The 12,698-nt window shown below is 72.2% G+C and carries 10 protein-coding genes; 2 read left to right on the forward strand and 8 right to left on the reverse strand.

Annotation, left to right across the window (positions count from 1 at the left end; genetic code table 11):
- Nucleotides 1-18: 18 nt before the first annotated feature.
- From AC0Z9V_RS04290 to AC0Z9V_RS04310, 5 genes are all read right to left on the reverse strand, one after another.
- Entirely contained in the window at nucleotides 19-1,173 is a 1,155-nt protein-coding gene (locus tag AC0Z9V_RS04290) for a cysteine desulfurase family protein (RefSeq protein ID WP_208741457.1), read from the reverse strand.
- Complete coding sequence (gene nadC / locus AC0Z9V_RS04295; protein WP_485140831.1) at nucleotides 1,160-2,098, reverse strand: carboxylating nicotinate-nucleotide diphosphorylase; 939 nt, start codon at nucleotides 2,096-2,098, stop codon at nucleotides 1,160-1,162. Before nadC ends, AC0Z9V_RS04290 begins: the two co-directional genes overlap by 14 nt.
- The gene (gene nadB / locus AC0Z9V_RS04300; protein WP_485140832.1) at nucleotides 2,095-3,771 is read right to left on the reverse strand and encodes an L-aspartate oxidase; all 1,677 of its coding nucleotides are present in this window, start codon (nucleotides 3,769-3,771) and stop codon (nucleotides 2,095-2,097) included. Before nadB ends, nadC begins: the two co-directional genes overlap by 4 nt.
- The gene (gene nadA / locus AC0Z9V_RS04305) at nucleotides 3,768-5,051 is read right to left on the reverse strand and encodes a quinolinate synthase NadA (protein ID WP_485140833.1); all 1,284 of its coding nucleotides are present in this window, start codon (nucleotides 5,049-5,051) and stop codon (nucleotides 3,768-3,770) included. Before nadA ends, nadB begins: the two co-directional genes overlap by 4 nt.
- Before the next feature lie 110 nt (nucleotides 5,052-5,161).
- The gene (locus AC0Z9V_RS04310) at nucleotides 5,162-5,857 is read right to left on the reverse strand and encodes an NUDIX hydrolase (protein WP_459269077.1); all 696 of its coding nucleotides are present in this window, start codon (nucleotides 5,855-5,857) and stop codon (nucleotides 5,162-5,164) included.
- Nucleotides 5,858-6,091: 234 nt separating this feature from the next.
- Here AC0Z9V_RS04310 and AC0Z9V_RS04315 point away from each other — a divergent pair, with 234 nt between their 5' ends.
- Complete coding sequence (locus AC0Z9V_RS04315) at nucleotides 6,092-6,889, forward strand: alpha/beta fold hydrolase (protein ID WP_485140834.1); 798 nt, start codon at nucleotides 6,092-6,094, stop codon at nucleotides 6,887-6,889.
- A gap of 136 nt (nucleotides 6,890-7,025) precedes the next feature.
- Complete coding sequence (locus AC0Z9V_RS04320; protein WP_485140835.1) at nucleotides 7,026-7,997, forward strand: serine/threonine-protein kinase; 972 nt, start codon at nucleotides 7,026-7,028, stop codon at nucleotides 7,995-7,997.
- Nucleotides 7,998-8,009: 12 nt separating this feature from the next.
- Here AC0Z9V_RS04320 and AC0Z9V_RS04325 read toward each other — a convergent pair whose 3' ends face one another.
- From AC0Z9V_RS04325 to AC0Z9V_RS04335, 3 genes are all read right to left on the reverse strand, one after another.
- Nucleotides 8,010-8,168, reverse strand: a complete 159-nt coding sequence (locus tag AC0Z9V_RS04325) for a hypothetical protein (RefSeq protein ID WP_208741469.1) — start codon at nucleotides 8,166-8,168, stop codon at nucleotides 8,010-8,012.
- Between the two features lie 77 nt (nucleotides 8,169-8,245).
- A complete protein-coding gene (locus tag AC0Z9V_RS04330; RefSeq protein WP_485140836.1) occupies nucleotides 8,246-9,565 on the reverse strand; it encodes an MFS transporter in 1,320 nt (439 codons plus the stop codon).
- Between the two features lie 70 nt (nucleotides 9,566-9,635).
- Complete coding sequence (locus AC0Z9V_RS04335; protein WP_485140837.1) at nucleotides 9,636-12,689, reverse strand: AAA family ATPase; 3,054 nt, start codon at nucleotides 12,687-12,689, stop codon at nucleotides 9,636-9,638.
- Nucleotides 12,690-12,698: the final 9 nt, after the last annotated feature.

A 12,698-nucleotide genomic window follows, 5' to 3' on the forward strand; every position in this document is an offset into this window, starting at 1 on the left:
GAATCCGGTGCCGCAAGTCTAGGCTCCACGCGCCGCGCCGAGCGATCGCACCGCCTCGACCGACGCGATCACGGCGCGTGCCGCCTCCGCGAGATCCGTCGGCGGGGTGTCCTGTGTCCAGGACAGCCGGACGGCGGAGTGGGCGGTCCCTTCGTCGATCCCGAGTGCCAGCAGCACGGCCGACGGCTCGGACGAACCGGCGGCGCAGGCCGAACCGCTGGAGCAGACGACCCCGCGGCGCTCGAGTTCCAGCAGGACCGCCTCACCGCCGACCCCCGGGAAGCAGAACGAGGCGAGGTTCGGGAGCCGCGCGTCGGGGTCACCCGTGACGAAGGCGCCGGGCACCGCGGCGAGGACGGCGGCGACCAGCGCGTCCTGCGCCGACCGCGATCGGGTGGCCGCGGCCGGCAGGGCGCGCTGCGCGAGGCCGAGCGCTCGCGCCAGCCCGACCGCTCCGGCGACGTTCTCCGTTCCCGAGCGACGGCCGCGCTCCTGGCCGCCGCCATGCAGGACGGGTTCGCAGGGGGTGCCCGCGCGCAGGTACAGCAGGCCGATGCCTTTCGGGGTGCCCAGCTTGTGGCCCGAGATGCTGAGCGCGGTGACGCCCAGGGAGTCGACGTCGAGGGGAAGCCATCCCGCCGCCTGCACGGCGTCGGTATGGAAGGGGACTCCGGCGTTCCGGCAGACCGCCGCCAGCGCCGGGATGTCCTGGACCGTGCCGACCTCGTTGTTCGCGTACATGACGGTGCACAGCGTCGTCCCGGCTTCGAGCGCGGCCGCCAGCTCCTCCGCGGCGACCCGTCCTGTTCCGGAGACGGGCAGGGTCGTGATGCGGAAGCCGTGGAAGTCCCGGAGGTAGGACAGCGCGTCCAGCACTGCCGGGTGCTCGATGGCGCTGGTGACGATGTGGCGTCCGCGAGGCGCAGCCAGGGCGATGCCCTTGAGCGCGAGATTGTCGGCCTCGGTGCCGCCCGAGGTGAAGATGATCTCCGCGGGACGGCATCCGAGCAGACCCGCGATCCTCGACCGGGCCGCGGCGAAGGCGTTCGCGGCTGCCTCACCGTAGGCGTGGTGGCTGGACGGATTGCCGAAGGTCGACGTCAGCAGGGGCCACATCTCCTCGAGGACCTCGCGGCGTGCCGGTGCCGTGGCGGCGGCGTCAAGGTACAGCATGGCCGCCGACCGGGGGCTGGTGGACCGGCGGGACGAAGTCCAGGCCGAGGTCGAGCGATCGGACGCTGTGGGTGAGTGCCCCTGCGGAGATGATGTCCACGCCGGTGGCGGCGATGGCCGCCACGGTGTCGAGCCGCACGTTGCCGCTCGCCTCGACGAGCGCCCGGCCGGCCACCCGCCGCACTCCCTCCGCGAGGTCCTCGACGGTGAAGTTGTCCAGCATGATCGTGTCGACGTCCGCAGCGAGGACCGGTTCGAGCTGGTCCAGCCCGTCCACCTCGACCTCGACGTGCACGGTGTGGGGCAGCCGGGACCTCACCGACCGCAGTGCGGCCGTGAGTGCGGCGGGCCCGTCGACCGCCAGCAGCGCCAGGTGGTTGTCCTTGACCATCACGGCGTCGGACAGACCGGCGCGGTGGTTCGATCCGCCCCCGCAGCGGACGGCCCAGCGTTCCAGGACCCGCAGCCCCGGTGTGGTCTTGCGGGTATCGACGATGCGGGCACGCGTACCACCCGCGGCGTCGACGAAGGCCCGCGTCATGGTCGCGATCCCGCTCAGGCGCTGCACGATGTTGAGGGCCGTGCGCTCCGCGGTGAGGATGCCGGCCGCGGGCCCGCTGAGGTACGCGATCGAGTCGCCGGTCCCGAACGGCGTGCCGTCGGTCCTCGGGAAGGCGACGTGGATGCGGGGGTCGGTGAGCCTCATCGCCGCCTCGATCGCCGCGGTCCCGCAGAGGATGCCGGGCTCGCGTGCGGTCACGGCCGCCGTCGTCAGCAGATCGGGGTCGATCAGGGACTGGCAGGTCACGTCACCCCACGGCGCGTCCTCGGCGAGGGCCGCCGCGACGATGGCGTCGACCAGGTGCTGCGGTGGCCGCGCCGGCGCTGCGGCGGTGTCCAGCGGGCTGTCGGCGGTCTGCGTCATGGCTGTGTCCCTTCGGGGATTCGGAGGTAGGACCGGCTCGGGGCGGGCCGGCGGAGTGCGGGGTCCGGCTGGTCGGAGCGGTGGTGCGCTCCGCAGGACCCGGGCCGGTCCGAGGCGGCGCGCACGAGCAGCCGCGCGCACAGCAGCAGGTTCGCCGTCTCCAAATCGGTGCCGGCGCGATAGGACGCGAGCTGCTTCGCGGCGACGTCCAGACCGCTGCCCGTCCGCAGGACGCCGGCGTGGTCTGTCATCACCGCCTGGAGCTCGCGGCGCGTCACCGGGTGGGTTCCGGTCGCAGTGTCGAGGTCGAGGACCTCGGCCTCGAAGACCGGTGCCGCGCCGTCTCCGTCGGAGAGCGCCGCCGCGCACCGCGTAGCGAAGACCACGGCCTCGAGGAGGCTGTTGGAGGCCAGCCGGTTGGCGCCGTGCACACCGGTGCGCGCCACCTCGCCGACGGCGAAGAGGCCCTGGACGGAGGTGCGCCCGTGCGTGTCCGTCCGCACGCCGCCCATCCAGTAGTGGGCGGCCGGGACCACCGGGACGACGGCGGCGGACCAGTCGTACCCGTGCCGTGCCGTCAGCGCGGTGAGCGACGGGAAGCGCCGGGCGAGGAAGTCGGCGCCGAGGGCCGTCGCGTCCAGGTAGACGCACCGTGCCCTGCGGTCACCGGCCGCGGCCCCGGTACGGACGCCCGGGGCGTCGGTGGGCTCCTGGGCGAGGTGGCGTGCGATGCTGCGCGAGACCACGTCCCGCGGCGCGAGGTCGCCGTCCGGGTGGTAGTCCGCCATGAACCGGTGACCACGGGCATCGACGAGGCGCGCGCCCTCGCCGCGCACGGCCTCCGAGATCAGCGGGTTCCCCGGGACGTCGAGCGCCGTGGGGTGGAACTGGAAGAACTCGAGGTCGGCGACCACCGCGCCGGCCCGCCAGGCCAGCGCCACACCGTCGCCCGTGGCGATCGCCGGGTTCGTCGTGCGGTCGAAGAGCTGGCCGGCCCCGCCGGTCGCCAGCACCACGGCGGAGGCCGCGATCGGGCGCCGGATGCCGTCCTGCAGCACCTCGACGCCGGCGGCACGCGGCGATCCCCCGGCGCCGTCGAGCAGTATCCGCTCGACGAAGGCGTTCTCGAGGACCCGGATCGCCGGGTCCCGGCGCACCGCCGCCGTGAGGGAGGCGATGAGCCCTGCGCCGGTCGCATCACCGCCGAGGTGGAGGATCCGCGCCGCGGAGTGAGCCGCCTCGCGGCCCAGTGCGGGCGACGACGCGTCGTGCGGCGCGGCGTCGAAGACCACCCCGGCCCGCTGCAGGGCGTCGATCCCCTCGGCTGCGCCCCGGCAGAGGACTTCGACCGCCTCCGGGTCCGCCAGCCCGGCGCCGGCCGCGAGGGTGTCCGCGATGTGTGCCTCCACCGAGTCGCGACGGCCGCCGGCCGGTCCGGACGGGCGGCCGGACGCTCCGTGCCCGGCCGCGAGCACCGCGGCGATGCCGCCCTGCGCGTAGCCCGTGTTGCCGGAGCCGAGCGCGGCTTTGGAGACCAGCACGACGTCGGACCGGGGGGCGAGCCGCCGCACGGCGAGTGCCGTCTGCAAACCGGCGATGCCGGAGCCCACGATCACCACGCGGAGCGGCCCCCGGGTGGCGTCCGGCTCCTCCCGCACGCGTCCGGAGGTCACGGGCGGACCGCGAGCATCCGGTTCAGGGCCACGCGTGCCGGCCCGGCGACGCTCTCCGGCACGGTGATGCGGTTCGGCACGCGTCCTTCGACGAGGCCCTCCAGCACCCAGGCCAGGTAGCCGGGGTGGATGCGGTACATCGTCGAGCAGGGGCAGATGACGGGATCGAGGCAGAAGATGGTGTGCTGCGGGTACTGCGCGGCGAGCCGGTTCACCATGTTGATCTCCGTCCCGACGGCGAAGGTGCTGCCCGGTGCGGCTGCATCGATCGCCTTCCGGATGTAGTCGGTCGAGCCCGCCTCGTCGGCGGCGTCGACGACGGGCATCGGGCACTCGGGATGCACGAGCACGCGCACTCCGGGGTGTTCCGCCCTCGCCTTCTCGATCTGGGCCACGGTGAAGCGCTTGTGGACCGAGCAGAACCCGTGCCACAGGATCACCCGGGAGTCGCGGAGTGTCTGCTCGTCCTTGCCGCCCCACGCCTTGCGGGGATTCCACAGGGGCATCCGCTCGAGCGGGACGCCCATCGCCTTGGCGGTGTTGCGGCCGAGGTGCTGGTCGGGGAAGAACAGCACGCGCTGCCCCCGCTCGAACGCCCACTCGAGCACGGCAGCCGCGTTCGACGACGTGCAGACGATCCCGCCGTGTTCTCCGCAGAATCCCTTCAGCGCCGCGGAGGAGTTCATGTACGTCACGGGGATCACGGGCCGCCGGCCGTCCGCGTCGGGCTCCGATCCGAGGAGCGCGGTCAGCTGGTCCCAGCACTCCGTCACCGAGTCGATGTCCGCCATGTCCGCCATGGAGCACCCCGCCGCGAGGTTGGGCAGGATCACGGCCTGCTCCGGCGTCGACAGCATGTCCGCGGTCTCCGCCATGAAGTGGACACCGCAGAAGACGATGGCCTCCGCGGCACTGCGCTCGGTGGCTGCGCGGGCGAGCTGGTAGCTGTCGCCGACGAAGTCCGCGTACTTCACTACCTCGTCGCGCTGGTAGAAGTGGCCCAGGACGACGACGGACTCCCCCAGCGTCTCCTTGGCGGCGAGGATCCTCCGATCGAGGTCGTCGGCGGAAGCGGTCCGGTACTCCTCCGGCAGCTCACCCTGGCGCGGGGTCGTGGGAGGGACCGGGTCGTGCATGGAAGCACCGGGGCCGTAGTCGGGCAGAGGGAGAGCGTCGAAGACCCACGGATCACGCGCCAGGTCGGGTGTGCAGGTGGTCGCGGGGGCAGGGAATCCTGCCTCGCCTCGCGAGATGAGCTGGATGGCGGTGGAAACGGACACGTGCTTCTCCCTCGATGGGCCGGCGCCGGGCTGGGCGGCGGACTGGGGTCGTGGACGGGGTGGGTTGCAGGGCTCGAGGTGCATCGCCCGGGGCCGGGCGTCGGACCCGTCTAGGACGGAGGCCGTCCGGCGTGCGGCCCGGTGTACCTGTACAGGCGCGGCGGCCGGTTGCGCCCGCCCTGGAGCACCTCGTCCGTGGCGGCGATGTCCTTCGCGGAGCGGAGCTGTCGCCGGAAGTTCGCCGGATCGAGGTGCCGTCCGAGCACCGCCTCGTAGACGCCGCGCAACTGCGCCAGCGTGAAACGGTCACCGAGGAAGTGGTAGGCGACCGATCCGTACTCGATCTTGCCGCGGAGCCGTTCGAGGGCGTAGGCGACGATCTCGTCGTGGTCGAACGCGAGCCCGACGACGTCGGAGGCCCGGAACCACCGCACGTTCTCCGATTCCTGCGCCAGATCGGCCTGGTCCGGGCGCACGAGCGCCCAGTAGACGATCGACACCAGGCGCTGCGTCGCCGAACGATCGAGCCCGCCGAAGGCGTAGAGCTGCTCGAGGTAGGTCGGCTCGAGCCCCGTGGTGTCCCGCAGGTTCCGTGCCGCGGCGTCCTGCAGGGACTCGCGGCCGTCGAGCGGGCCGCCCGGCAGCGCCCAGCGCCCGAGGTGCGGCTGGCGGATACGTCGGACGAGCGGGAGCCAGATCTCCGATCGGTCCGAGGCCGCATCCGTCCGGAGCGCGAAGATGACGGTCGAGATGGCGAGGGAGGGCGCCTGGGCCTGCCGTTCCGAGACGTTGGCGGAGCTGTACATGACCGGCCTTCCGCCTGGGTGATCGTCGACGCCTTGTTAGAGTCAGGATGACTATAACTCATGGCAGGCAGCCGACGGTCATGGTCCGTCGAGGAGTTCTGGACGGGGAGCCTCAGTCAGCGGGTTGCCACCGCTCCCGAAAGTGTCTAAAGTCACAGTCGTCGGTCCGCAGGGGCCGCGCGGCGGAGATGTGTTCAAGGACGCACATATCTCTGCCGCCCTTACGATGGGGTCATGGACCACCATTCCGTTCACGACGTCGAGGGTATCGATCCCCGCCTGGCCATCACCCGCAGCGACGCGGACACTCCCCGAGCGTTGCCCCCGATCCTCCTGCTGCACGGGTTCGGCTCCTCGTCGCGGCAGAACTGGGTGGAGACCGGCTGGGTCCGCTTCCTGAACGACGCCGGCCGCTCCGTGGTCATGGTGGACCTCCCGGGACACGGTGACAGCGCGGCGCCGGACGACGCCGGCGCCTACGCACCCAGCCGCATGCGCGCCGACATCCTGCAGGCGCTCTTCGACGAACGCATCACCCCCCTCCGGGAGGACGACCCCGCCTCCGGCGTCGATCTGCTCGGCTACTCCCTGGGATCCCGCCTCGCCTGGGAGTTCGGCGCGACGCAGCCCGAGCTCGTGCGCAGGATGGTGCTCGGGGGGCCCGGCAGCGACGACCCTCTCGCCGCATTCGACCTCGAGGGAGCCGAGCGCCACCTCGCCGGGGGGCCCGCCCCGCAGGACGCGACGACGGCGGACCTCCTCCGGATGGCCCAGGCGGGGTCCGGCAACGACCTGCCCTCGCTCCTTGCCATGGTCTCGGCCATCAAGACGGAACCCTTCGACCCCCGGGGCGCCGTCCCGAAGATGCCCCTGCTCCTCGTCGCCGGGGACCAGGACGACTACGCCGGCGGTATCGGCGACCTCGCCGACTGGGCCCCGCTCGCCGAGACGGCGACCCTGCCCGGCAGGAGCCACTCGAACGCCATCACCTCGCGACTGTTCAAGGATGCAGCCCTCGCATTCCTCTCCTGAGAGCCGGACCGGGCTCCGGCGGTGCGCGCGTCGCTGCCCGTGCAGGAGCGCGGCCGGTATACTCGGAACTGATCAGCAGCCTTATGGTGGGGCTCGGCGATGATCCACAATTCCAATCTGCTGCGGGAGGACACCCATGGATGTGCTCCTTGCTGACCGGTACCGGACCATGGAACTCCTCGGCGTCGGCGGAGCCGCGTCGGTCTACCGGGCCGTCGACCGGAACCTCGGACGCGACGTCGCCATCAAGATCTTCAATCCGACGACGGCGGACGACGACAACTACCGGCGCCAGCACACGGAGACGATGCTGCTGTCGACCCTCAACCACCCGGGCCTCGTGACGCTGCACGACGCAGGCATCCACGAGGACGACACGGGACGGACCACCGGCTTCCTCGTGATGGAACTCGTCGACGGCGAGGACCTCCGGCACCTGCTCAAGCGCGGCGCCCTCCCCGCGGAGGACGTGGCCCAGCTCGGCGCGGACCTCGCCGATGCACTGGCCTACATCCACTCCGAGGGCGTGGTGCACCGGGACGTGAAACCGGCGAACATCCTCATGTTCCACAGCGGGGACAACGCGACCCGCCTGTACGCCAAGCTGACGGATTTCGGCATCGCACGGATGGTGGAGGCCACCATGGCGACCGCCGCGGGAGCCACGATCGGCACCGCCAACTACCTCAGCCCGGAACAGGCCGAGGGCGGTCCGCTGGACGAGCGCAGTGACATCTACTCGCTGGGGCTCGTCCTCCTCGAGTGCCTGACGGGAGTGAAGGCCTTCCCCGGACCCGTGGTCGAGGCTGCCCTCGCTCGGCTGCTGCGGGATCCCGAGGTGCCGGATTCGCTCGGACCGGACTGGAGCGCCCTGCTGCGGAGGATGACATCGAGGAATCCCTCGGCCAGGCCGTACGCGCACGACGTGGCACTGCAGCTGCGGAACTATGCCGACGAGCACCTCGGAGCCCCGGGGCCGGCGGCCGGAGCCGCCAGGCCCGTGCTGTCCGCCTCCGGCTCCCCCGAGGCGGAGAGCGTCACCGGCGGAGTCTTCACGGGTAACGTCCGGATTCCCGAACCGCCCGATCGGGCCCCCAGCATCCGGTGACGCCCGGGCGGCCTAGGAACCGTCGCCGTCGTCCTCCTCGGGTTCGAAGTTGCTCGCCTCGTCCGTCGATCCCGCGGCCACCCCGTCGTCACTGACCGGGATCGTCCCCTCGGGACCCAATCCGCCGGTCGCATCCTCGGTGTCGTTCTGCTTGCTGCCTTCGGTGCTCATGCGTCCTCCTGCGTCTTGGATGTCCTTCGATCCTATGCTCGGCCCGGGCGGTTGCACAGCCGGCTGATGAACCTGCCTCAGGCTCTGCTGGTGCTCCGCAGGGCGACGGCCGATGCCGCTCCGAGCAGCAGCAGGACGCATGCTGCTGCTGCCGGGACCACCGAGGCGCCCGCCGGCCCGGAGGCTTCGGCGAGGGCCCCTGCCAGCGCCGAACCGGTCGCCGTGCCGGTGACGATCCCGGAGGCGAGCAGCGTCATGACCGTACCCAGCCGGTGTGCCGGCGCGACCATCGAGCCGATCGAGAAGATCGTCACCATGGTGGGACCCACGAAGATGCCGAGGAGGAAGAGTGCTCCCAGCATCGTCGGGATCGCGCCGGGCAGGGCCAGCGCGGCGGCGGCCATCGCCATGGCGGCAGCAGCCACCATCCACCGGCGTGTATGGCCGAAGCGCTCGGGCCAGTAGGCGACCGACAGTGCGGCCACGGCCGAGCTGAGGCCCATGACCGCGTACAGGAGCCCGGAGGACTCGGCTGCCCCGAACTGCCCCCCGAACGCGGTCAGGAACGTCTGCGTGGAGCCGAAGAACGTCCCCATGGCGATCATCCCGGCGACGGGCAGCAGGACGAGCGCGGGGCGGTACTCCGCGGACTCCGGGGGCTGATCGCCGTCGTGCCCGTTCCCGTCGGCACCGGGATCGCGGCCCGCATCGCTGAAGGCGACCGTCGGGTGGACGGCGAACGCACTGACGAGGGTGATGGTCAGCACCGCGGCCAGGGCGAGTGGGAGCCAGGGGGCGATCAGGCTCGCGAGCAGGCCGACCAGGGCGGGGCCGAGGACGAAGGTGAGCTCGTCCGCCGTCCCCTCGTAGGAGAGGGCGGTGTCTAGGGCCGAGCGTGGGCTGCGGCGGGTCATCGCCATCCAGCGGACCCTGGCCAGCGGGCCGATCTGGGGACACGTGAACCCCATGGCGAGTGACGCCGCGAGGACGAGGGCGAGGGTGCTGCCCGTGATGCTTCCGCCGCGCAGCGTCACGACGAGCACGCCCGCGATGGCCAGGGTGTTCAGGACCGCCGAGACCAGGAGCACGATGCGCTGTCCGTGCTTGTCCGCGAGGAGGCCGAGCAGCGGGGCCCCGAGCGCCGAGCCGAGCCCGACCGCTCCGGCCGCGAAACCTCCCGCGGCGTAGGAGCCGCTGGCGGTCGTGACGAGCGTGAGGGCGCCGACCGTGAGCATCGCGAGGGGCAGCCGCGCGAAGAGGCCGATCAGGAGGAAGGAGGTGCCCGCGAGGTCCGGGAGGATACCGAACCTGCCGAGTCGGGACCGCCGGGAGCGGACCGGACCCGGCAGAGGGGACGGGGAAGAGTCCGGCGACGCCGGTGAGGGATTCTTGTACATGCGCTTTCCGGGTGCATCAAGCGCGCATCGTCCCCCCTCCCGATGCGCCCGACCCGGTAACGGCTCGAGTTTACACGCTGGCAGGCTGCTCCACGTAGCGCAGGACCGAGCCCTGGCGGCCCTTCACCACCTGCAGCTGCGCGCTGACCCGCTGCTTGAGTTCGGGCACGTGACTGACCAGTCCCACGACGCGCCCGCCGCTCCGAAGGCCCTCGAGCGCATCCATGACCTGCTCGAGTGCCTGGTCGTCGAGTGAACCGAATCCCTCGTCCACGAACAGGGTCTCGATGTCGAGCCCACCCGCTTCCTGCTGGACCACGTCGGCGAGCCCGAGCGCCAGGGCGAGCGAGGCCATGAAGGACTCCCCGCCGGACAGCGTCGAGGTGTCCCTGCGGTTCCCCGTCCAGCCGTCGATCACGTTCAACCCGAGTCCCGAGCGCTTGTTGCCCGCCGTGGCGTCGCTGTGCACCAGCGCGTACCGGCCGTCGGACATCTGCAGCAGCCGCTCCGTCGCGGCGGCCGCGACCTGCTCGAGGCGTGAGGCGAGGACGTAGGTGGCCAGCGACATCTTGTACAGGTTCTCCCCACCCCCGCGGGCCGTGTCGGCGACGGCGGCCGCCAGCCGCGCTTCCTCGCGCAGCGGTGCGATCTGCCGCTCGAGGTCGTCGAACTGCCGGGAGTAGGTCTCGAGCTGGGCGACCGAGTGCCCCAGCACCTCGGCACTGATACCGGCCCGCTGTGCGCGCACCCGGAGTTCGTCGGCGCCGGCGGCGGCGGTGCGCTCGTCCTCGTCGGAGGGTGGCTCCACGCCTTCCTGCTCCTCCCGAAGGGTCTCCCGGACGGCGCCGTCCTCCCAGGCGCCGGAGAGTCGGTGCCCGCGTGCCTCGTGCTCCTTCACCGCCTCGGCCATCCGGCTGCGGCGGTCCTCCGGGAGGAGCGCCGCGCGGGCCTCGTCCGACGAGCCGAAGGGGGTTCCGTGCAGCGCGTCCTCGACGCGCTGCACGGCATCCTGCCGACGGCCCACGGCCGATGTGAGCGCATCCAGGGCGTCCCGCGCCGCTTCCAGGTCGTCGAACGCGCGCTGCACGTCGCCGATGCGGGCCGTCAGCGACGGCGCATCGCCCTGGAGCCCGGTGAGCCGTTGCGCCAGCACGTCCTCCTGGTCGAGCAGCGACGACCGCCGTGACTCGGCGGCGGCCCGTTCCTCCCGCAGCACGTCGCGCTCGGCGCGGATCCGTTCCTCGTCCTCGGTGGCGCGCCGGATGCGCTCCTCGATCTGCTCACACTCGGCCTGGGCCGTCTCGGCGGCCTGGACCCTGGTCTGCGCCGCGAGGCTGGACGCAGCAGCGTCCTCGGGTGACAGCTCACCGCCCCGGGCGGCGAGGTCGGCAACGTCGAGGCGCGCACGGTCCCGGACCTCCCGGAGGTCCTGGAGCTCCTTCTCGGCCTCGGCCTGCAGGCGTCGCGCAGCCTGTTCCTCCTCCAGGGTGATCCTCTCGCCGCCCGGCGACGCCACGGGTGCGGGATGCTCCGCGCTGCCGCACACCGGGCACGGCTCGCCGTCCGCCAGCTGTTCGGCGAGTTCCTCGGCAGCCTGTTCCAGCCGCAGCTGCAGCTTGGTGAGCCAGTCCTCCTTGAGCGTGAGGAAGCGCCCCGATGCGGCGTCGTACCCGGCGTCCGCGGCACCGCGGCGTTGTTCAGCCGCCCGGTACTGCCGGACCGTCTCCTCGGCCGTGACGGCGGCGGCGAGGTCCGCCCGCAGGTGGACCAGGCCGTCGGCGGCCAGCCGCAGGGGCGCGACGCGTGCGACATCGGCCGCGCGCCGATGCTGGAGCGCGGTGATGGCTTCGCCCGTCATGGTGAGCCGTTCGTCGAGCCGCCGGACCCCGGCCGACCCGTCGTCGAGCTCTGACCGCACGTCCAGCAACCGTTGCTCGTCGGGCAGCGCGGCGCGCAGGACCCCCAGCGCGGAGGACGACGCCGTGCAGCCGCCGGTGAGGACGCTCCGCGGGACCTCGTCCTGGACGGTGGGATCGACGTCGAGATAGTCCCGGACGGCGTCGCTGTTCCGCAGCCGCTGGAGGGCCTCGCCGTGCCGGGCACGTGCGCCCTCCACCCCGATGCCTGCCTCGGACTCGAGTTCGAGGAGCGGGGCGAGCCCGCGGGCCTGGTCGTGCAGCTGTGCCTGCTCCATCAGGTCCGCGATCCCGTCGGAGCGTGCGTCGTGGTCCGCCTGCTGCCTCCGCAGGTCGCCGAGTGCGGTCCAGCGGGACCGGCGCTGCCTCAGCGCTGCCGATGCGCCGTCCGCGAGCGCACTCCGCTCCGCGAGCTCGGTGCTCTCGAGGGCTGCCGCGTCCCGGCGGTCGTGGAGGGCCGCGGCGAGTGCCTGCAGGGCCGCGGACCAGCCGCCGGGGCTGTCCGGGTCGATCCCCGTCTCGGCAAGGCTGAGGTCATGGCGCTCGGCCTCATCGACCGCGCGCAGGAACACGTGCCGCTGCTTGCCCTCATGGTCCGCGAGGTTCCGCGCGGTGCGATGACTCTCCTCGGTGAAGAGCCTCTCGAGATCCTCGAACCGCGTGGTCGAGAACAGCCTCTGCAGCAGTTCCCGTCGGGGCTTCGCGTCGGCCCGGAGGAAGGCCGCGAACTCGCCCTGCGGAAGCATCACGACCTTGGTGAACTGTTCCTTGTCCATGCCGAGGAGGGACTGCAGCTCCAGTCCGGCCTCGTCGTTGCGCGCCGACTTCTGCACCCACTCGGCGTCCACCCGTTCGCTGAGGAGGGTGCGGGCCTGTTCCGTGGTGGTCCCGTTCCCGCGTCGCGCCGGCCTCTCCCACGCGGGTGACCGCACCACGCGGAAACGGCGGTCCGCGACCGAGAATTCGAGGGACACCTCCGGAGCCACCGATTCCGCAGCATGGTCGCTGCGGAGCCTCTTCGCCGCCTGACGGGCGCCGGGGACCGAACCGTAGAGTGCGAAGCACACGGCGTCGAGGACGCTCGACTTCCCGGCGCCGGTGGGACCGTTCAGGAGGAACAGGCCCTGGCTGGACAGCGCATCGAAGTCGACGCTCTGCCGGTCGGCGAAGGGGCCGAAGGCTTGGATCTCGAGGTGGTGCAGTCTCATGCGCGCGTC

It is taken from the genome of Arthrobacter sp. UYP4, assembly GCF_057291175.1.

Bases quoted from the DNA above. Each gene is read 5' to 3' on its own strand.
- AC0Z9V_RS04290 (WP_208741457.1), bottom strand. From the start codon at position 1,173: ATGCTGTACCTTGACGCCGCCGCCACGGCACCGGCACGCCGCGAGGTC.
- nadC (WP_485140831.1), bottom strand. From the start codon at position 2,098: ATGACGCAGACCGCCGACAGCCCGCTGGACACCGCCGCAGCGCCGGCG.
- AC0Z9V_RS04310 (WP_459269077.1), bottom strand. From the start codon at position 5,857: ATGTACAGCTCCGCCAACGTCTCGGAACGGCAGGCCCAGGCGCCCTCC.
- AC0Z9V_RS04315 (WP_485140834.1), top strand. From the start codon at position 6,092: ATGGACCACCATTCCGTTCACGACGTCGAGGGTATCGATCCCCGCCTG.
- AC0Z9V_RS04320 (WP_485140835.1), top strand. From the start codon at position 7,026: ATGGATGTGCTCCTTGCTGACCGGTACCGGACCATGGAACTCCTCGGC.
- AC0Z9V_RS04325 (WP_208741469.1), bottom strand. From the start codon at position 8,168: ATGAGCACCGAAGGCAGCAAGCAGAACGACACCGAGGATGCGACCGGC.
- AC0Z9V_RS04330 (WP_485140836.1), bottom strand. From the start codon at position 9,565: ATGTACAAGAATCCCTCACCGGCGTCGCCGGACTCTTCCCCGTCCCCT.
- AC0Z9V_RS04335 (WP_485140837.1), bottom strand. From the start codon at position 12,689: ATGAGACTGCACCACCTCGAGATCCAAGCCTTCGGCCCCTTCGCCGAC.